This window comes from Pseudomonas sp. 2FG (assembly GCF_005502935.1).
Classification (GTDB): Bacteria; Pseudomonadota; Gammaproteobacteria; order Pseudomonadales; family Pseudomonadaceae; genus Aquipseudomonas.
Genome location: NZ_SCMP01000005.1, coordinates 141,342 through 160,446 on the forward strand (window position 1 = coordinate 141,342; position 19,105 = coordinate 160,446).

Consider the following 19,105-nt stretch of genomic DNA (forward strand, 5'->3'; position numbering starts at 1 on the left):
CTTATCAGGCGGCCAGATTCAGGCGGGCCAGCAAGCGCGACAGCCAGGGTGCGAAACGCCACTGGACGATGCTCAGGTGCGCCTCGCCGCCGACGGCGATCAGCGCTTGGTTGCGCTGTACGGCACGCACCAGTTGCTGCGCGACCGTTTCGGGGCTGAGGTTGCGGCGGCGGTAGAGACGCTGGGCCTTGGCTTTCTGTTGGGTTTCGGCGGCGGCACTCAGGCCGTTGAAGCGGGTGGTCTGGATGATTCCGGTGTTGACCAGGCCGGGGCACACGGCCGTCACGCCGATGCCTTGCCCGGCCAGTTCGGCCCGCAGGCATTCGCTGAGCATCAACACTGCGGCCTTGCTGGTGGCATAGGCCGGATAGTTGCGCGAGGGCACGAAGGCCGCGGCCGAGGCGATATTGACGATATGCCCGGCCTTGCCGGCCTCGAGCATTTGCCGGGCGAACAGTCGGCAACCGTCGATCACGCTCCACAGGTTGATCCGCAGCAGGCGTTCCCAGTCCGCCGCGCTGGTGTCCAGCATGGCACCGGCCATGCCGATGCCGGCGTTATTGACCAGAATGTCGACGCTGCCGAAGCGTTCCTTGACCCAGCCGGCGAAGGTTTCCATCGCCGCGCTGTCGCCGACATCGAGCCGATAGGCGTACGCCTCGGCGCCGAGGGCGCGGGCCCGTTCGGCGCTGCGCTCGGCGGCGGCCAGGTCGATGTCGGCGGCCAGTACGCTGGCGCCGCGCTCGGCGAAGCTGAGCAGGGTGGCGCGGCCGATCCCGCCACCGGCGCCGGTGACCAGCACCAGCTTGCCGGCATCCGGGCCGGCATCCGCTTTGACCTGCGCCCGTTGCAGCGCCTCGGTGTTCTCACCCCGTTCCAGGTGGCCGACGAATTCGCGAATCCAGCGTGCCAGTTGTGTGGGCTCGGCCAGCAATTGCCAGTGCCCGGCACGGATCTCGCGGCGCCACAGCTTGGGCGCCCAGCGCGAAAGTTGCTCGAACAGTTGCGGCCGCACATAACGGTCGCGGGTCGGCACTATCAGTTGCACCGGCACCTCGGTAGGGCGCTGGCGCGGCTGCAACAGGCTGCGGATAAAGTTGGCGCGGTACAGCTTGACCCCATGCCGGCCATTGGCCGCGAGGCTGGCGCTGGCTGTGGCGCCCCGCACGCCTTCGACCCGTTGCAGATACTTCGGCCAGAGCCGGGTCAGGCCGGCGCGCCAGGCCAACTCCGGCAGCCAGGGCGTATGGAACAGGCCGATGTACCAGGCGCTGAGCAACTGCCCGCCGACCTGCGCCCAGGCGCGCGGGCTTTTCTGTTGAAGGCGGTCGCGCAGCCAATGGCCGACATGGTCGAGGCAGGGCCCGGAGATGCTGGTGTAGGAGGCCAGCAGCGGTGCCAGGCGCGGTTCGGTCACCGCCTCCCAGCTCTGGATCGAGCCCCAGTCGTGGGCGAGCAGATGCACCGGTTGATCCGGACTGAGCGCCCGGATCACCGCCTCCAGATCATTGGCCAGTTTGTCCAGGCGGTAGTCCAGGCGCTTGCCTGGTTTGTCCGAGGCGCCGAAGCCGCGTACGTCGTAGGCGATGATCTGGTAGTCGGCGGCCAGTTCGCGCACCAGCGGCAGCCAGACTTCATGGTTGTCCGGGTAGCCGTGCACCAGCAGCAGAGTAGGGCCGGCGGCGTTACCCCAGCGGTAGGCCGCCAGTTCGACGCCATCGCCTGCGACCCGCTGATGCTGCGCTGCGAGCTGCCCAGGTGCGGCTCCACTGCCCAGAGCCCTGGCGTCGGTGGATGCTCCGAGCGGGCGTGGCTCGACCAGAGCGGAGACCAACCCTCGCGGCGGCCGGTGATCAGCGCATTCTTCATCAGGGTGGCGATATTGCGCACGCCGAAGCGCGCTAGCGAGGGCCCGCTGTTGCGCTCGCTGAGCTTCTCGACCCGGTGGGCCAGGACCTCGAAGGGGTAGGCCTTGTGCCGTGGCAGGGTGCCCTGCTCGGCGCATAGGCGATCCACCGCCTGGCTGACCTGGGCCATGGGCAGGCGCTGCTTGATCTGCTGGACTATCAGCTGGCGGTGGGCCATCAGGTCGTCCAGCAGCCGCTCCACCATCAAGTTCTCGCCGAGTGCGCCGGAGTAGCCGATATCGGCGGTATAGGCACCGAGGGTTGGCGCGCAGTCGAGGATAAAAGGCATGCCTTCTTCCAGGCGCTGCTTGCCCGGATAGAACGCCAAGTTGAAGCCGCCCAGATGGCGCAGGCCGTCGAAGCCCTCGAACGCGGTGCGTCGGCCGAACCAGGCGAAGGGCTGATGGAACCAGTCCTGCACCCCGTGATCCTGTAGCCAGGTCTTCATCAGCGCCGCGGTTTCCTTCTCGCTGATGCCGGGCCTGAGTTCCTTGGCGATGCTTTCCGCACAGCGATAGGCGAGTTGCTGGATGACGCGAAATTGCGTCAGGTCGTAAGCGGTCAGGGAGGGGGCGCTGGCAGGCATGGGCGTTCTCCGGGGAGGTCAACTATTACATTGATTAATGTCACATTGAGTATTGGCGAGGATGTGCGCCTCTGGCCAGTGCCTTGGCCGGTTACGGCGGCGGCCTGTTACCGCGTTACCGTCGCCCTGAGAGCCAGGCTGCGGCTGGGCCGGAGGACTTGCCGACGGGGTTCTGTGGTGGGCGCTGCGCGCAAGTCCAATCCAAGGTTGGGTCAGGGTTGGGCGGGATGACGCGGTTGTTGGCGGCCGATGCGGGCGGCTATGATCGCCGCCATGAAAAACGTCCCTTCCTTGTCGCAGCGTCTCTTGCTCCAGGCCCCGGCCCCGGCCACTGCCGAGCCTGAGCCGGTGGCGGAATACACAGTCGATGAGCTGGCCCGCGAGGCCGGCACCACCGTGCGCAATCTGCGCGCCTACCAGGACCGCGGCCTGCTGCCGCCGCCGCAGCGGCGTGGGCGGGTGGGGATCTACAGCGGCGAACATCTGGCCCGGCTCAAGCAGATCGGCGAGCTGCTGGAGCGCGGCTACAGCATCGCCAGCATCCGCGAACTGCTGGAGGCCTGGCAGCAAGGCCAGGGGCTGGCGCAGGTGTTGGGGCTCGAGCAGGCGATCATCGGTCCGTGGAACCAGGAGGAGCCCGGCAGTCTCGGCTTCGACGAGTTGCAGGCGTTGTTCGGCGCGGCCTTGGACGATGGGATGTTCGACCGGGCGCAGGCGCTGGGGCTCCTGGAGTTCGCCGGCGACCACCTGCGGGTACCCAGCCCGCGGCTGTTCGCCGCCGGTGTGCAGTTGTTCCAGGCCGGCATTCCGTTGCCGGTGCTGCTGGATGAGCTGGCAGCGATTCGCGCCAATGTCGAACAGCTGTCCGCCGGCATAGTGCGGATGATCGTCCAGCATCTGGTCAATCCGCTGCTGGCCAACGCGCTGCCGCGCGCCGAGGAACTGGAGCGCCTCAGCGCGCAGCTGTTGCAGCTGCGTCCGCTGGTCGAGCAGGTGGTGGAGACCGAACTGGCGCGCGGCCTGCAACTGTCGGCCAATCGGGAGCTGGGCGAGCGGGTCGGCGAACTGCTCAAGGGCTTTCTCAAGCCGTAGGCTGGGTAGAGCGTGTCAGTTGGTGGTTCAGCGCAGGCTCAGGTGCCGACTCAGCAAGGCGCGCAGTGCCGCCGGTTTGACCGGCTTGGCCAGGTAGTCGAGGCCGGCGGCGTGGACTGCGGCGATCAGCTCGGGACGGCCGTCGGCGCTGATCACCACGCCCGGCAGCGGTTCGCCGAGTTTGCTGCGCAGCCAGGCCATCAGTTCGGTGCCGGTTTCGCCTTCGTCCAGGTGGTAGTCCACCAGCGCCAGTTGTGGGCGCACGTGTTCATCCAGCAGGTGCTCGCATTCCAGGCGATTGCGCGCGGTCCAGACCTGACAGCCCCAGCGCGAGAGCAGGCTGTGCATGCCAACCAGGATGCTGTCTTCGTTGTCGATGCAGAGCACCTGCATTCCGCTCAAGGCCTGGCCGTTGAGTTCCGGGCCGGGGGCGTCGAGTGCGGCCGCTGCCGGGCTGCGCGCCAGCGGCACGCTGACGCTGAACACGCTGCCTCTACCTGGCCAGGAACGCACTTCGAGCCTATGACCGAGCACCCGGCAGAGGCCATCGGCAATCGCGAGGCCGAGGCCGAGGCCTTTTTCGGCGCGGGTCTGGTGGCTGTCGAGGCGTTTGAACTCCTCGAAGATCACCTGGCGCTTGTCCTCGGGAATGCCCGGGCCGCGGTCCCAGACCTCCAGGCGCAACTCGCCAGCGCTGCGCCGCACCCCAAGCAGCACATGGCCCTTGGCGTAGCGGAAGGCATTGGTCAGAAAATTTTGCAGCACCCGCCGCAGCAGTTTGATATCGCTGTCCACCCGCAGTTGGCTGCCGCGTAGGTGGAAGTCCACGCCGTGTTCGTGCGCGAGGACTTTGAATTCGGTACCTAGGGTCTCGAACAACGCGTTGAGCGCGAAGGCTTGCCGATCCGGGGTGATGCGACCGCTTTCCAGGCGCGAAATATCCAGCAGATCGCTGATCAAGTCTTCCGCCGAGCGTAGCGAGCTGTCCAGATGCCGCACCAACTGTTGGGCCTCGCCCGGCAGGGCCTCGGGCTGATGGGCGAGGGCGGCGGAGAATAGCCGCGCGGCATTCAGCGGCTGCATCAGGTCATGGCTGACCGCAGCGAGGAAGCGGGTCTTGGACTGGTTGGCGGATTCAGCCACGCCTTTGGCTTCGTTCAGTGCCAGGTTCAGTTGCGAGAGCTCATGGGTGCGCTCGGCCACGCGCCGCTCCAGGCCTTCGTTGGCTTCCTTGAGGCCCTGTTCGGCCTCGCGGAACGCGCTGATGTCGGTGAAGCTCATGACGAAGCCGCCGCCGGGCATCGGGTTGCCGATCAGCTCGATAACCCGGCCGTTGGGGAACAGCCGCTCGGAGGTATGCGCATGGCCCTGGCGCATCCAATACAGCCGGCGCGTCACATGGGTCTCGACATCGCCGGAGCCGCAGAGGCCGCGTTCGGCGTTGTAGCGAATGATCTCGGCGATCGGCCGGCCGATGCTGATCAGCCCCTCCGGGTAGTCGAACAGCTCCAGGTAACGATGGTTCCAGGCCACCAGGCGCAGTGACTGATCGACCACGCTGATGCCCTGGGTGATGTTCTCGATCGCCCCTTGCAGCAGGGCGCGGTTGAACTGCAAGACTTCGCTAGCCTCGTCGACGATGCGCACCACGTCCTCGACCTGCATCTCGCGGCCTTCGATGGCGGCCTTGACCACCGCGCGAGTGGACGAGGCGCCGAGCACGCCGGCCAGCAGGCGCTCGGTGTGGGCGATCCACTCGCCGTTGGCGGTCTGGTTGGGGTTGAAGTCCTTGCCCTGGCGCGCGGCGAAGCGGGCAAAGCTCTGCCGTGCGCGTTCCTCGCCGACGAAACGCGCGGCCAGCATCAACAGGTCCTGCACCTGCACCGCCAGCAGCGGGCGGCCGCTCGGCCGCGCACTGACTTCCTGGCCGATAAAGCGGCTGGCCTGCCAGTGTTCGGAGACGCGGGTGCGGGAGAACAGCGACACCAGGGCGAACAGCAGGAAGTTGCCGGTCAGCGACAGCAGCACGCCCTGGGTCAGCGGGTCGATCGGCAGGCCCAGCGGGTTGCTTACCAGCCAGGCCAGGCCGGGAAAACTCTCCAGCGGCCAGCCCAGGCCGCGGGCCATCAGCGGCAGCACCAGGGTGTAGGCCCAGAGCAGGGCGCCGGCGGCCAGGCCGGCGAACACCCCGCGGCGGTTGGCCTGCTTCCAATAGAGCGCGCCGAGCATGGCCGGGGCCAGTTGGGTGATGGCGGCGAAGGCGATCTGGCCGATGGTCGCCAGGCTCGCGGTGGAGCCCAGCAGGCGGTAGCTGACGTAGGCCAGCAGCAGGATGGCGACGATGCTGACCCGACGCACCGTCAGCATCCACTGGCGGAACGCCTCGAACGGCCGCTCGGCGCTCTGCCGACGTAGCAGCCAGGGCAGCAGCATATCGTTGGAGACCATGGTCGAGAGCGCCACCGCCTCGACTATCACCATGCCGGTGGCGGCCGAGGCGCCGCCGATAAAGGCCAGCATGGCCAGAGCTGGATGGGCCTCGGCCAGCGGTAGGCTGATGACGAAGGAGTCCGGCAGCACCCCCGCCGGCAGCAGCAGTTGCCCGGCCAGGGCGATGGGCACGACGAACAGCGCGGCCAGCACCAGGTAGAGCGGGAACACCCAGCGCGCCAGGCGCAGATCCTGCGGCTCGATGTTTTCCACCACGGTCATATGGAATTGCCGCGGCAGGCAGATGATGGCCATCAGCGCCACCCCGGTCTGCACCAGCATGGCCGGCCAGTTCACCGTCTCCGCCCAGAAGGCGTCGAGTTGCGGTGCGGCCTCGGCCTGGCCGAGCAGGTCGCCGAAGCCGTCGTACAGGCTGTAGGTGACGAAGGCGCCGACGGCGAGGAAGGCCAGCAGTTTGACCAGCGATTCGAAGGCGATCGCCAGCACCATGCCGCGGTGGTGTTCGGTGACGTCGAGGGTGCGGGTGCCGAAGAGGATGGTGAACAGCGCCAGCACGAGGGACACGATCAGCGCGGTGTCCTGGGCGCGGGTGCCGGTGGACTCGGCGCCCGCGCCGATCAGCAGGTTCACCCCGAGGACGATGCCTTTGAGTTGCAGGGCGATGTAGGGCAACACGCCGACCAGGCAAATCAGGGCCACCACCACCGCCAGCGACTGCGACTTGCCATAGCGCGCGGCAATAAAGTCGGCAATCGAGGTGATGTTCTCCTGCTTGCTGATCATCACCATCTTCTGCAGCACCCAGGGCGCGAACAGCAGCAACAGCACCGGCCCCAGGTAGATCGGCAGGAAGGCCCAGAGCTGCCCGGCGGCCTGGCCGACCGCGCCGAAGAAGGTCCAACTGGTGCAGTAGACCGCCAGCGACAGGCTGTAGACCCAGGCCCGCAGCCGCGGCGACAAGGGCGTGCGGCGCCGGTCGCCGTAGAAGGCGATGGCGAACAGGATGGCCATATAGCTCAGGGCGACCGTGGCGATCAGCCCGCTGGACAACGACATGCGAACTCCAGGTAAACCCGCTTGGGGTGCTCCCCAAGTACAGCGTTTTGCCGGCCAGCCCGCGGGGCTGGCTTGGAGGCTGTGGCATTCCAGCGCAGCTCGCCTGTTGAGACGAGCAGGTGGGAACACTCGGGCCCCGGTTAGTGTCGCACCAAAGTACAATTCAGTCAGGCGCGACTATGGTCGCAGAGCCGTCTGGGGGCGTTTCGCCCTGCTAGCATGACGCTTAGATGTCGACGAGGATGGTATTCATGTTCAAACCGCAGTTGATCGCTCTGCAGCGCGGCGCCCTGCGCCTGGAGCCTATGGTCGATGGCGACATTCCCGCCCTGGTGGCTTTGGCCGAGGCCAACCGTGACGAGCTGGCCTATATGAGTGGGCCGCTGCGCCTGGATTGGTACCGCAGCGGGCTGATCGAGCAGCGCAACGGCCAGGCGTTACCCTTTGTGATCCGGCTTGGCGACCGATTGGTCGGCACCACGCGGTTTGCCGGGTTTATGCCAGCCCTGCCGTCCACCGAAATCGGCTGGACCTGGCTGGATCGCAGCCAGCATGGCACTGGGCTGAACAGCACGATCAAATACCTGATGCTCCGGCATGCCTTCGAGAGCTGGCGGATGGTGCGGGTGCAGTTGCAAACCGCGGCGAGCAACCTGCGCTCGCAACGCGCCATCGAGAAGCTCGGCGCGGTGCGCGAAGGCGAGTTGCGCAACCATCGCCGCCTGGCCGATGGGCGGCTGGACGGCAGCCTGCTGTACAGCATCACCGATCAGGAGTGGCCGCAGGTGAAGGCTCGCTTGGAGGCGCGTTTCAGCGGCTGATACGGGATGAGTCATGGCGAGCAGACGCGTTTCTGGAAGGCGGCCGAGGTGGGCGGCTTGGAGTTGCTGCACGCCCGCTATGTCGAGCAGCGCTTCGCCCCCCATGTGCACGAAGGCTATGTGATCACGGTGATCGAGGGCGGCGCTCAGTATTTCCGTCATCGTGGCAGCGAGCATCTGGCGCCCATGGGCAGCATGGTGCTGATCAATCCGGATGAGCTGCACACCGGCTCCAAGGCCCATGAGTCAGGCTGGCGCTACCGGGGTTTCTACCCCGAGTTCGAGCAGTTGAATACCCTGCTGGATGAGTTGGGGCTGGCCAAAAATGGTTGGCCGGTTTTTACCTGCAGCGTTTTGCATGATGCGCAAATGACCGCTCGTTTCAATGCCCTGCATCGGCTGCTGGAGCAGCCAGGCTGCGTCTTGCAGCAGCAGACCGCCTGGCGCGAGACGCTTCTACTGCTGCTTCAACGCCATGCGCGAGTTCCCGAGGCGCCTGCTGCCGGGCGTGAGCCGCAGGCGGTACGGCGGGCCAAGGAGCTGCTCGGTGCGCAGTTGAGCGAGCCGCCCTCGCTGGAGCAACTGGCGGCGGCGGTCAATCTCTCACCCTTCCATTTCGCCCGGGTCTTCCGCCGCGCCACCGGCCTGCCGCCGCATGCTTGGCTCAAACAGCGGCGGCTGGAGCAGGCACGGGCGCTGTTGAAAAACGGTTGCACGCCGGTCGGCGTGGCGGCGCAACTGGGCTTCGCCGACCAGAGCCACCTGACCCGCCAGTTCAAGCAGGCCTATGGTGTCGGCCCGGGTCAGTATCGGCTGGCTTGCGCAAGATCGTTCAAGACGGATTGAGCTGGGCCGCTTAGGCTGGCGGGCAGGAGGAGCTCCCATGACCCGCTCACAACTGTTCATCTATGGTGCCCGCGACAGTATTCCGATGATTGTCGGTGTTGTGCCTTTCGGCATTATTTACGGCACCCTGGCCAGCGTCGCCGGCTTGACCTTATGGCAGGCGCTGGGCATGTCGCTGCTGGTGTACGCCGGTTCGGCGCAATTTATCGCCATCAGCCTGTTGGGGGCGGGAACGGGATGGGCGGTGATTCTGTTTACCACCCTGATCGTCAATCTGCGCCATGTCCTCTACAGCGCCTCCCTGCAGTCCTATATCGCCCATCTGTCGCAACGCTGGCGCGTACCCCTGGCGTTTGGCCTCACCGATGAGACCTTCGCGGTCGTGCAGCGCCGTTACCTCGCCCATGGCATTGGGGGGCAGGGCCAGTGGTACCACGCCGGCGTGGCGTTATCGCTGTACCTGTGCTGGATATCCTCTTCGCTGCTGGGGGTGCTGTTCGGTCAGGCCATGCCGAGTTTGGCCGGCTGGGGTCTGGACTTCGCCATGCTGGCGACCTTTATCGGCATAGTCGTGCCGATGTTGCGCAATCGGCCGCAGGTCGCGGCGGCGCTGATGGCGGGTGCAGTCGCGGTGCTGACGCATGCCTGGCCGTACAAGCTCGGTTTGATGGCCGCGGCCTTGGCCGGGATCGCTGTCGGTATTTGGCTGGAGCGCCGGGCTGACGCAGAACTGCTTGGGGAGGGTAGATAATGGAGCTCTGGTTGCTGATTCTGGGGATGGCCGGGATTACCTTCGCCATCCGCTACAGCCTGTTCGCCTGGCCAGGTCTGCGTTTCCCGCCGCTGGTGCTGCAGGGTTTGCACTATGTGCCGGCGGCCGTGCTCACGGCCATCGTCGTGCCCGGCATGCTACTGCCGGACGGCCAGCACCTCGCCCTCAACCTGGACAACGCTTATCTGCTCGCGGGCCTCAGCGCGATCCTGGTCGCCGCGTTCAGTCGTAATCTGCTGGCGACTATCGGCGGTGGGCTGCTGCTGTTCTTTTTGCTGCGTTGGGCGTTGGGACAACTGCCTGTCTAAAATGGATAAAAATTACACTTGAGACTAATTGCTATTTACTTTTGATTCTTTTTCACCTATTTTCGCTCCCCTTTTTTGGGCCGGCAATCGGCTCATTGGTTTATTGGGGATCATGTTATGCAGTCTGTCGGCAAATCCACGCGCCTGGCCCTGGGTGTCGCTTTGGCCTTGTCCTCGCTGGTCGCGGCTGCTGCCGAAACGCTGGAGTTGGATAATGTCGAAGTGGTGGGGGACTGGCTCGGTGACGCAACCGACGAGGACGTGAAGAACCACCCCGGCGCCCGTACGGTGATTCGCGAAGAAACCATCCGTGAGAGTGGCGCCAGCAACGTCCGTGAAGTGCTGCGCCGGGTGCCAGGCCTGCAGGTGCAGGACAGTAACGGTACCGGCGGCAGTGACATCTCCCTCAACGTCGGCACCCGTGGCCTGACCTCGCGCCTGTCACCACGGGCGACCATCCTCCAGGACGGCATTCCGCTGGCGGTGGCGCCTTACGGTCAGCCGCAGCTGTCGCTGGCGCCGACGTCGCTTGGCAATATCGAATCGATCGATGTGGTGCGCGGTGGCGGTGCAGTGCGTTATGGCCCGCAGAATGTCGGCGGCATCATCAACTTCGTCACTCGCGGCATCCCCGAGGAATTGGTACGTGAGCTGAGCTTCCAGACCGAGTCGGCGCCGGCCCAGGGCGGCTTCCTCAACCGCAGCAATGCCTTTATCGGCGGCACCGCCGACAACGGTCTAGGCATGGCTCTGCTCTACTCGGGCGTGCGCGGCGACACCTACCGCGACCACAGCGACACCCAGATCGATGATGTGATGCTGAAGTCCAGCTACAAGCTGTCCGACATCGACGAGCTCTCCGCCAGCCTGCAGTACTACGAGGCCGACGCCGATATGCCCGGCGGCCTGACCAGCGACGAGTTCGATGAGGATCCCTACCAGAGCAGCCGGCCTTTCGATAATTTCGAGGGCGAGCGCAAACAGGCGGTGCTCAAGTACAGCCGCACCCCGGATGCCGATCGCAAGTTCGAGCTGACCAGCTTCTACAACACCAGTCATCGCGGCAGCAGCTTGGCCAATGGCAACCCGCGCAAGATGACCTGGTTGCGCCAGTTCCCCCGTGAGTACGAGGTGTTCGGCATCGAGCCGCGCTATTCGCAGCTGTTCCTCGCCGGCGACAGCAGCCACGAGCTGGGGGTTGGCTACCGCTATATCGAAGAGGATTCCACGGAGAAGCGCTTCGACCGCAGCTTCAAGGCCGGTGCCAACCCCTGGAGCGTGCCGAAAAAACTGGCGACCTCCAACAGCGCCGCGACCGAGGCGCATGCCGCCTATGTCGATGACCGCATCGATATCGGCAACTGGACCCTCACTCCCGGCATCCGCTACGAGCAGGTGCGGGTCAGCTCGCACAACCGCCTGACCGGCGAGCACCGCCAGCAGCGCTACAGCGAGCCGCTGCCGGCGCTCAACGCCCTGTATCACCTGTCCGATGCCTGGAAGCTCTACGCCAACTACAACACCTCCTTCGGCAGCATCCAGCACATCCAGCTGTCCCAGGACGACGACCTCAGCGCCGAGAAGGCGCAGACCTACGAGTTCGGCACGCGTTACAACGACAGCGTCTGGAGCGCCGAGCTGACCTTCTTCCACATCAAGTTCGAAGACCAGTTGGAGTTAGTGCCTGGTTCGTCGCCGAGCGCCTGGGCCAACGCCGGTGAGACCCGCCACCGCGGCGCGGAGCTGGCCGGCAGCTACCAGTTCGCCGCGCTCGATCCGCGTCTGGCGGGGCTTTCCGCCTACGCCTCGCTGGCGCTGACCGAGGCCACCCGCGAGGAGGGGGCAAACCAGGGCAACGACCTGCCGTTCTATTCGCGCGAGATCGCCACCCTGGGTATGCGCTACGAGACCGGCCCCTGGACCTGGAACCTGGATGGCTACGCCCAGTCGCGGCAGTTCGCCGATGCGGCCAACACCGATGCGGAAAGCGCCAACGGCTCGCTCGGCGAGATCCCCGGCTTCGCCTACTGGAATGGCCGCGGCGAGTACGCCTTCGGCCCCCAGCTGGCCAATCTGAAAGTGGCGGCCGGGGTGAAGAACCTGTTCAACCGCGAGTACTACACCCGCTCCACCGACAACAACCTGGGCAAGTACCTCGGTCAGCCGCGTACCTTGTATCTGCAGACCAGCGTCAGCTTTTAATCCTCAGCGACAAGTTGAACGGGCGCCGATGAGCGCCCGTTTTTTGCAGTAGGCAGCAAAATTTATCGTGACCTGTGGCTTGGCGTCATGTACTTGCAGTCCAATGTTGGACGGCCAGCGTGGCCTCGCATAGGTACAAAGGGATCATGACCACAGACTCGCAATTCGCTTTGCTTGGTAAAAAACGCTTCCTGCCGTTCTTCATCACGCAATTGCTCGGCGCTTTCAACGACAACATCTTCAAGCAGTCGCTGATTCTCGCCATCCTCTTCAAGCTCAGTGTTTCCGGTGATCGGGCGGTATTGGTCAACCTCTGCGCGCTGCTGTTTATCCTGCCGTTCTTCTTGTTCTCTGCCCTCGGTGGGCAGTTCGGCGAGAAGTTCGCCAAGGATGCGTTGATCCGGGCGATCAAGCTGGCCGAGATCGTCATCATGGCGGTTGGCGCCGCAGGTTTCCTGTTGAATAACCTGACGTTGATGTTTATCGCCTTGTTCGGCATGGGCACCCACTCGGCGCTGTTCGGCCCGGTGAAATACTCGATCTTGCCGGCCGCGCTGCGTGAGGAGGAACTGGTCGGCGGCAACGCGCTGGTGGAGATGGGCACCTTCCTGGCGATTCTCGCCGGCACCATCGGCGCCGGCATCATGATGTCGGGGCAGGCTTACGCGTCGCTGGTGGCCACCGCGATCGTGCTGGTCGCTTGCTGCGGTTACTTGGTCAGCCGTGGCATTCCCCGTGCGGCGGCCGCCTTGCCGACGCTGGTCTTGGACTGGAACATCTTCCGGCAGTCTTGGGCGATTCTGCGTTTGGGCTTGGGCCAGCGGCCGGCGGTGTCGCGCTCGATTGTCGGCAACTCCTGGTTTTGGTTCCTCGGGGCTATTTATCTGACGCAGATTCCGGCCTACGCCAAAGAGTGTCTGTACGGCGACGAGACGGTGGTGACGCTGATCCTCACGGTGTTCTCGGTCGGTATCGCCTTGGGTTCGATGCTCTGCGAACGGCTGTCGGGGCGCAAAGTCGAGATCGGCTTGGTGCCGTTTGGCTCGATTGGCCTGACCCTGTTCGGCATCTTGCTGTGGTGGCACTCCGGCAACTTCCCGCAGGGTCCCGAAGCGCAGAGCTGGCTCGTGGTGCTGAGCCATGCCCAGGCCTGGTGGGTGCTCGCGGATATTCTCGGCATCGGCGTGTTCGGCGGCTTCTACATCGTGCCGTTGTACGCGCTGATCCAGTCGCGTACTGCAGAAAACCAGCGGGCGCGGGTGATCGCGGCCAACAACATCCTCAACGCGCTGTTCATGGTGGTCTCGGCGCTCGCCTCGATTCTGTTCTTGAGCCTGGCCAAGCTGTCGATTCCGCAGCTGTTCCTGGTGGTGTCGCTGATGAATATCGCGGTGAACAGTTACATCTTCAAGATCGTTCCCGAGTTCAGCATGCGCTTCATGATCTGGCTGCTCAGCCATTCCATGTACCGCGTCGAGCACCGTGGTTTGGCGGCGATTCCCGATGAAGGCGCGGCCGTGCTGGTCTGCAACCACGTGTCCTTCGTCGATGCGCTGCTGGTGGGTGGTGCGGTGCGGCGGCCGATCCGCTTCGTCATGTACTACAAAATCTACAACCTGCCGGTACTCAACTTCATCTTCCGCACCGCCGGTACCGTACCGATCGCCGGACGCAGTGAAGACCTGTTGATTTACGATCAGGCGTTCAAAAAGATCGGCGAGTACCTGAAGAATGGCGAGCTGGTGTGCATCTTTCCCGAAGGTAAGCTGACCGGCGATGGCGAGCTTAATGAGTTCAAGAATGGCATCGCGCGGATCCTCGAGGAAAATCCGGTGCCGGTGATTCCGATGGCGCTGCAGGGGCTGTGGGGCAGTTTCTTCAGTCGCCACCCGAACAAGGGCTTGTTCCGTCGTCTGTGGTCGCGCATCACCCTGGTGGCGGGTGCCCCACTGGCGCCGGAAGTGGCCGATCGGGTGACGTTGCAAGCGAAGGTGGCCGAGCTGCGGGGCAGTTCGCGTTAAACCTCGGCAACGAAGAAGCCCGCCAATTGGCGGGCTTCTTATGCACTCTTTTAACGGCTGCTGAGCTTGAGACCGAGCAGCCCGCAGACGATCAAGGCGACGCTGGCCAGACGGATCACTGCCATGGATTCACCAAACAGGATGATCCCGGCGATGACGGTGCCGACGGCTCCCACACCGGTCCAGACTGCATAGGCGGTGCCCAGCGGCAGTTCCTTCATCGCCAGGCCGAGCAGGGCCAGGCTGACGATCATGGCGCCGAGGGTGAGGGCGGTAGGCAGGGGGCGACTGAAACCGTCGGTGTATTTCAGGCCGACAGCCCAGCCGATTTCGAACAGGCCGGCGAAAAATAGAATGATCCAGGACATGGTGACCTCCAAGGGTACGACTATGGATGGGGCCGTCCCCGGTTGGTCACTCAACGAGCGGTAAGGTCGTCCTTACACCGTGCGCTATTTTGCACATCCCGCCGAACCGGGCAAGGTCGGCGGGATGGATGGGGCGCGTGAATTATTGCGGGGGTTTTCCTTCAGGTCCCCGCAAGCCATGTGGCGGCGTTAGATGCCTTGCGGGATCTCTTCGCCGCCGAGGGCTTCGAACAGCTCTGGAAGGAACTCGCCGAACGTCAGCATCATCAGGGTAAAGCTGGCGTCGAGCTGGCCCAGGGCCTCATCGCCGCCATCTTGCTCGGCTTGATCTTGCAGCAGGTCTTCAAAGCGCAGGCGTTTGATGATCATTTTGTCGTCGAGCACGAAGGACAGCTTGTCCTGCCAGGCCAGCGACAACTGAGTGACCAGTTTGCCGGAGGACAGGTGCAGCTGAATCTCTTCGCTGGTCAGGTCCTGGCGTTTGCAGCGCACGATGCCGCCGTCTTCCTGGGTGTCGCGCAGTTCGCATTCGTCGAGCACGGTGAAGTTGTCGGCGGCCTTCTGGGTTTTCACCCAGTCGGTCAGCGTCGCGGTGGGGGCGACCTTCACCGACAGCGGCCGCACTGGCAGCGAGCCGATGGCTTCGCGCAGCGTGGAGAGCAAATCCTCGGCGCGTTTCGGGCTGGCGGCGTTGACCAGAATCAGGCCTTGCTTCGGTGCGATGGCGGCGAAGGTGGCCGAGCGACGAATAAAGGCCCGCGGCAGGAAGGCCTGAATGATTTCGTCCTTGAGCTGGTCGCGCTCCTTCTTATAGACCTTGCGCATCTGCTCGGCTTCGATCTCCTCGACCTTTTCCTTCAAGGCGTCACGCACCACGCTGCCGGGCAGGATACGGTCTTCTTTGCGCGCGGCAATCAGCATGAAGTCCTGGCTGACATGCGCCAAGGGTGCATCTTCCCCTTTGCCGAAGGGTGCGATGAAGCCGTAAGTGCTCAGCTCCTGGCTAGCGCAGGGGCGGGCGGGCTTGGCGGCCAGTGCGGTTTCCAGCGCTTGCGCATCGAAGGGTAGATCTTGGGTAAGGCGATAGACGAGCAGGTTGCGGAACCACATGAGGGGGGCATCTCCATTAACGCAAAGCGCGCATTATTCTCCCCTCGACGCCATTGGCCAACCCTGCGCTAAGCCTTTGGAACGGCAGTAAAAATTATTTTAAAAAGCGCTTGCCAGGGGGTGGATCGCTCCGTAGAATGCGCCCCACTTCGAGAGTGAAGGGTGATTAGCTCAGCTGGGAGAGCATCTGCCTTACAAGCAGAGGGTCGGCGGTTCGATCCCGTCATCACCCACCATAACTTTTGGGGTTACGCGCAGCGGTAGTTCAGTCGGTTAGAATACCGGCCTGTCACGCCGGGGGTCGCGGGTTCGAGTCCCGTCCGCTGCGCCATTTTTCTCCTCGCTTCGCCTCCGCATCATCCCGCTTCTGTTCTACCCAAGCTCGCTTCAATCCGCGCAAAACTCGTTTAAACACCTGAACTTATCGACATTTTCTGGTTCGTATCCCGGTAGCCAGTGATTGCGGCAGCCTGCTAAGCTCGCGTCTTCACTCGATTGCCCTTTAGCGCACGAACAAGGAAATAGCATGAGACAACATCGTTTAGCGGCGGCGGTGGCCCTGGTTGGCCTGGTTCTCGCGGGTTGCGATTCGCAGACTAGCGTAGAGCTGAAAACCCCGGCGCAAAAAGCCTCCTACGGCATCGGCCTGAACATGGGCAAAAGCTTGGCTCAGGAAGGCATGGACGACCTGGACTCCAAGGCTGTTGCTCAGGGCATCGAAGACGCCGTCGGCAAGAAAGAGCAGAAGTTGAAAGACGAAGAGCTGATGGAAGCGTTCGCCTATCTGCAGAAGCGTGCTGAAGAGCGTATGGCCAAAATCAGCGAAGAATCGGCTGCAGCCGGTAAGAAATTCCTCGAAGAGAACGGCAAGCGTGAGGGGGTAACCACTACCGCTTCTGGTCTGCAATATGAAGTTGTGAAGAAAGCCGATGGCCCTCAGCCGAAAGCTACCGACGTGGTCACTGTGCACTACGAGGGTAAGCTGACCGACGGTAAGGTGTTCGACAGCTCCGTCGAGCGTGGCAGCCCGATTGATCTGCCCGTCAATGGCGTGATCCCAGGTTGGGTTGAAGGCCTGCAACTGATGCACGTTGGCGAGAAGTACAAACTGTACATCCCTAGCGAGCTGGCTTACGGCGCGCAAAGTCCGAGCCCGGCGATTCCGGCTAACGCGGTACTGGTATTCGAGTTGGAGCTGTTGGGGATCAAAGATCCGGCCGCTGCTCAGCAACCGGCCGCCACTCAGCAATAAGTAATACGGCTTTATGCAGCGCCCCGTCGAGACGGGGCGTTGTTGTTTCTGCCAGTCAGGAAACGAACCCGAAGCTGACTATAGGGTCTGAATACAGGTGAGTGCGCTGCGAGTGTTACGGTTATGCACATTGCGCGATTGTTTCGCATCGACTTCGGGTGACACTTTAGTGCTAACTTGGTTTTGTTTTTAAGCTGATGATTTTATTGGTTTTTTTGTTCTGTTTAAAAAATGCCCGATCTGTAGCGAGGCCGCATGGGCTGGGCTTTTGCCCGGCTGATTGAAAATTTGTTCACAAGGTTATCCACAGCTTCAGTGGATAACCCAGCGAGCCCAGTCAGTACGCGGGCTGTCGAGGAGTGAGGATGAACGCACCGTGGAATTTTACCCGTTACCTGCCGTTAGCTCAGCGTTTCCTCGCTCGCGGCCGGTTACCTGCGTTGCTGTTTGCAGTCGCGCGCAAGAGCGCCACGCAGGGTGGGCGATTGGGTGCGTTGAAGGAGGATCTGCGTGTGTTGCAGGCGCTTTGTATGGCGTGGTGGCGCGGCGAGTATCGAGCGATCAGTTCGCAGGCTTTGCTCTCGGTAGTCGCGGCACTGCTGTATTTTCTCTCGCCCGTGGACGCGATTCCCGATGGGTTACTGGGGGTGGGCTTTGTCGATGACATCGCCATGCTGGCCTGGTTGATGCGTGCCTGGAGTGGCGAGCTGGAAGCTTTCCGCGCATGGCGAGCGGCGCAATCGCCGGAGCAGCAGACTGCCTGGGAGCGGTTGTTGTCTGCACCGTCGTCGGAGCCAGAGGCCCCGTCACGCTGAGCCTGGAGGTGCTGGTTGCGCTGTGCAGTGGCTTCGCGCTCATCATCCTGCCAGCGCGCATTGCGCCAGGGCCGTATAGATCACGCCCAGAGGCATACTTGGCCTGATAAGATGGCCGCCTGCAAGGAAGGTGCTGAAGCTGTCGGCACTACTTTCCACGGAGAGTTGTGATGGATGTGCAAGTGATCATGCGTGACGGCGAAGCCGAGTACGCGATTTTGCCCTGGCCTGAGTATCAGGCCTTGCTGCAGGCCGCCGGCCGCAGCGCGGTGGCCCCGGTTGTCGCTGTACCAGCGCCGACTGTTATGTCCAAGCTGACTGAACTCAGCGCATTGCGTGAGGGCAAGGGCTTGTCGCTCGAAGAGTTGGCGCGGACCGTGGGTATCAGTCCGCACTATCTCACACTGATCGAAAGTGGCGAGCGCCAGCCGGATGCGGCGATTCGTCGTGCCTTGGCGCGGGCCCTGGGTATTAGCGGTTGGGAGTTGGAGACTTGAGTGTACGCATTAGCCGCCAGCATTGGCAGGCGCTTCTCAGTGAGCTTGAGGATGCGCGCCGTCAGCGCCATCTGCTGACCTATCGGGCGCTGATTGAGCGCTTGGAACTGCCGACTCCGGCCATGCAGACCCTGACTGCGGCCTTGGAGCATCTCGCTGCGTTGGATGCCCGCGCCGATCAGCCGCTGCGCAGCGCGCTGGTAATCAGTCAGGGCGCGAGCCGTCTGCCGCGTACGGGGTTCTTTGAGTGTGTCGTGCGCCTTGGGCGCTTTGCTGGCCCGTCTGACGGTATCGCCGCGGCGTCCTGGCATGCCGCAGAAGTCGTGCGGGTGTTCGAGTACAGCTACGCCGAGGAAGTTTGAGTGCTGCTCTGGCGTTTGCGCGCGCGGCTGAGCTATCTCCTGGCCCGGCGTCTTTTCCATTGGTCGTGGCTGGTCCGTCAACCACGGGCCTGGGCTTGGATGGAAGGACGGTTCGCTCGCATGGCGGCACTGAACGATGTCGCGGCGCAAAGTTTCTACGGTCATCTGTTGGTGTTTCGCGGGCGTGGTTTCGGCGCGCGCGAGGAAGGCATTCGCCTGCTGGGTTTGGCGGCTAACGCGGGGGATGCCAAGGCGGCTTATCAGTTGGGCGTACTCAGTCTGGCGGGCGATACCCGTGCAGCCCCTGATGGGCTTGCGGCAGCGCGCTGGTGGGCATTGGCCGCTAGCACAGGGCATCCGTTGGCGGCACACCGCTTGGCCAAACTCTATCAACAAGGCGGCCACGGGCTGGCGGCCGATGCCGAGCAGGCCGCGCTCTATGCGCAGCGCGCGACCGAGTTGGGGCTTTGAGTTTTAAGCCGAGAGCTTTTGCGTGTCGATGATATGCAGGCTGTAGCCGGGTACTGTCTTGGCCTGCCGCTTGGCTTCCGAGGCCAGGCTGGCCAGTTGCGCGCAGTTCTTCGGGTGTAGATGCACTCCCCCTCGCGGGCTTGCTGCAACAACCTGATCAGGCATTGC

Annotated in this window: 17 protein-coding genes, 2 tRNA genes and 1 pseudogene; 14 read left to right on the top strand and 6 right to left on the bottom strand. The window is 63.6% G+C overall.

Features of this window, described 5'->3' with window-relative positions:
* Nucleotides 1–4: 4 nt before the first annotated feature.
* Together FFS13_RS07310 and FFS13_RS07315 are read right to left on the bottom strand one after the other, a co-directional pair.
* On the bottom strand, nucleotides 5–1,777 hold the full coding sequence (locus tag FFS13_RS07310) for an SDR family oxidoreductase (RefSeq protein WP_137818531.1): 1,773 nt from the start codon (nucleotides 1,775–1,777) through the stop codon (nucleotides 5–7).
* Nucleotides 1,753–2,493: pseudogene (locus tag FFS13_RS07315) on the bottom strand (M24 family metallopeptidase); the annotation flags it as partial. The pseudogene FFS13_RS07315 and the gene FFS13_RS07310, both read right to left, overlap by 25 nt.
* Before the next feature lie 273 nt (nucleotides 2,494–2,766).
* Here FFS13_RS07315 and FFS13_RS07320 point away from each other — a divergent pair.
* Nucleotides 2,767–3,585 carry a MerR family transcriptional regulator gene (locus tag FFS13_RS07320; protein ID WP_137818431.1) on the top strand — a complete coding sequence of 273 codons (819 nt, stop codon included), beginning with the start codon at nucleotides 2,767–2,769 and terminating at the stop codon, nucleotides 3,583–3,585.
* A 27-nt stretch (nucleotides 3,586–3,612) separates the two neighbouring features.
* On the opposite strand, the gene FFS13_RS07325 is transcribed toward FFS13_RS07320, so the two are convergent.
* On the bottom strand, nucleotides 3,613–7,092 hold the full coding sequence (locus FFS13_RS07325; protein WP_137818432.1) for a PAS domain-containing hybrid sensor histidine kinase/response regulator: 3,480 nt from the start codon (nucleotides 7,090–7,092) through the stop codon (nucleotides 3,613–3,615).
* A gap of 251 nt (nucleotides 7,093–7,343) precedes the next feature.
* Between FFS13_RS07325 and FFS13_RS07330 the strand changes: the two genes are divergently transcribed.
* From FFS13_RS07330 to FFS13_RS07355, 6 genes are all read left to right on the top strand, one after another.
* Nucleotides 7,344–7,913, top strand: a complete 570-nt coding sequence (locus FFS13_RS07330; protein WP_137818433.1) for a GNAT family N-acetyltransferase — start codon at nucleotides 7,344–7,346, stop codon at nucleotides 7,911–7,913.
* A gap of 6 nt (nucleotides 7,914–7,919) precedes the next feature.
* Nucleotides 7,920–8,759 (top strand): AraC family transcriptional regulator, encoded by an 840-nt coding sequence (locus FFS13_RS07335; RefSeq protein WP_137818434.1) that lies wholly within the window; start codon nucleotides 7,920–7,922, stop codon nucleotides 8,757–8,759.
* A gap of 37 nt (nucleotides 8,760–8,796) precedes the next feature.
* On the top strand, nucleotides 8,797–9,510 hold the full coding sequence (locus tag FFS13_RS07340) for an AzlC family ABC transporter permease (protein WP_137818435.1): 714 nt from the start codon (nucleotides 8,797–8,799) through the stop codon (nucleotides 9,508–9,510).
* Nucleotides 9,510–9,839, top strand: coding sequence for an AzlD domain-containing protein (locus tag FFS13_RS07345; RefSeq protein ID WP_137818436.1), 330 nt, complete (start codon nucleotides 9,510–9,512; stop codon nucleotides 9,837–9,839). The genes FFS13_RS07340 and FFS13_RS07345 overlap by 1 nt, the downstream gene beginning before the upstream one ends.
* Before the next feature lie 117 nt (nucleotides 9,840–9,956).
* A complete protein-coding gene (locus FFS13_RS07350; RefSeq protein ID WP_137818437.1) occupies nucleotides 9,957–12,041 on the top strand; it encodes a TonB-dependent siderophore receptor in 2,085 nt (694 codons plus the stop codon).
* Between the two features lie 146 nt (nucleotides 12,042–12,187).
* Nucleotides 12,188–14,062 carry an MFS transporter gene (locus FFS13_RS07355; RefSeq protein WP_137818438.1) on the top strand — a complete coding sequence of 625 codons (1,875 nt, stop codon included), beginning with the start codon at nucleotides 12,188–12,190 and terminating at the stop codon, nucleotides 14,060–14,062.
* 50 nt (nucleotides 14,063–14,112) lie between these two features.
* Here the strand turns inward: FFS13_RS07355 and sugE are convergent, their stop codons facing one another.
* On the bottom strand, nucleotides 14,113–14,430 hold the full coding sequence (gene sugE / locus FFS13_RS07360; protein WP_137818439.1) for a quaternary ammonium compound efflux SMR transporter SugE: 318 nt from the start codon (nucleotides 14,428–14,430) through the stop codon (nucleotides 14,113–14,115).
* A 189-nt stretch (nucleotides 14,431–14,619) separates the two neighbouring features.
* Nucleotides 14,620–15,540, bottom strand: coding sequence for a recombination-associated protein RdgC (rdgC, locus tag FFS13_RS07365; RefSeq protein ID WP_137818440.1), 921 nt, complete (start codon nucleotides 15,538–15,540; stop codon nucleotides 14,620–14,622).
* Between the two features lie 160 nt (nucleotides 15,541–15,700).
* Between rdgC and FFS13_RS07370 the strand changes: the two genes are divergently transcribed.
* From FFS13_RS07370 to FFS13_RS07400, 7 genes are all read left to right on the top strand, one after another.
* Nucleotides 15,701–15,776, top strand: a tRNA-Val gene (locus FFS13_RS07370).
* A gap of 18 nt (nucleotides 15,777–15,794) precedes the next feature.
* Nucleotides 15,795–15,871: transfer RNA gene (locus tag FFS13_RS07375), tRNA-Asp, on the top strand.
* Nucleotides 15,872–16,066: 195 nt separating this feature from the next.
* The gene (locus FFS13_RS07380) at nucleotides 16,067–16,792 is read left to right on the top strand and encodes an FKBP-type peptidyl-prolyl cis-trans isomerase (protein ID WP_137818441.1); all 726 of its coding nucleotides are present in this window, start codon (nucleotides 16,067–16,069) and stop codon (nucleotides 16,790–16,792) included.
* Between the two features lie 365 nt (nucleotides 16,793–17,157).
* Nucleotides 17,158–17,607, top strand: a complete 450-nt coding sequence (locus FFS13_RS07385; protein WP_137818442.1) for a YkvA family protein — start codon at nucleotides 17,158–17,160, stop codon at nucleotides 17,605–17,607.
* 170 nt (nucleotides 17,608–17,777) lie between these two features.
* Nucleotides 17,778–18,104 carry a helix-turn-helix domain-containing protein gene (locus FFS13_RS07390; protein WP_137818443.1) on the top strand — a complete coding sequence of 109 codons (327 nt, stop codon included), beginning with the start codon at nucleotides 17,778–17,780 and terminating at the stop codon, nucleotides 18,102–18,104.
* Entirely contained in the window at nucleotides 18,101–18,466 is a 366-nt protein-coding gene (locus FFS13_RS07395) for a hypothetical protein (RefSeq protein ID WP_137818444.1), read from the top strand. Before FFS13_RS07390 ends, FFS13_RS07395 begins: the two co-directional genes overlap by 4 nt.
* 3 nt (nucleotides 18,467–18,469) lie before the next feature.
* Nucleotides 18,470–18,937 carry a sel1 repeat family protein gene (locus tag FFS13_RS07400; RefSeq protein ID WP_137818532.1) on the top strand — a complete coding sequence of 156 codons (468 nt, stop codon included), beginning with the start codon at nucleotides 18,470–18,472 and terminating at the stop codon, nucleotides 18,935–18,937.
* A gap of 3 nt (nucleotides 18,938–18,940) precedes the next feature.
* Here FFS13_RS07400 and FFS13_RS20050 read toward each other — a convergent pair whose 3' ends face one another.
* Nucleotides 18,941–19,063 carry a hypothetical protein gene (locus FFS13_RS20050; protein WP_256657850.1) on the bottom strand — a complete coding sequence of 41 codons (123 nt, stop codon included), beginning with the start codon at nucleotides 19,061–19,063 and terminating at the stop codon, nucleotides 18,941–18,943.
* Between the last annotated feature and the right edge of the window lie 42 nt (nucleotides 19,064–19,105).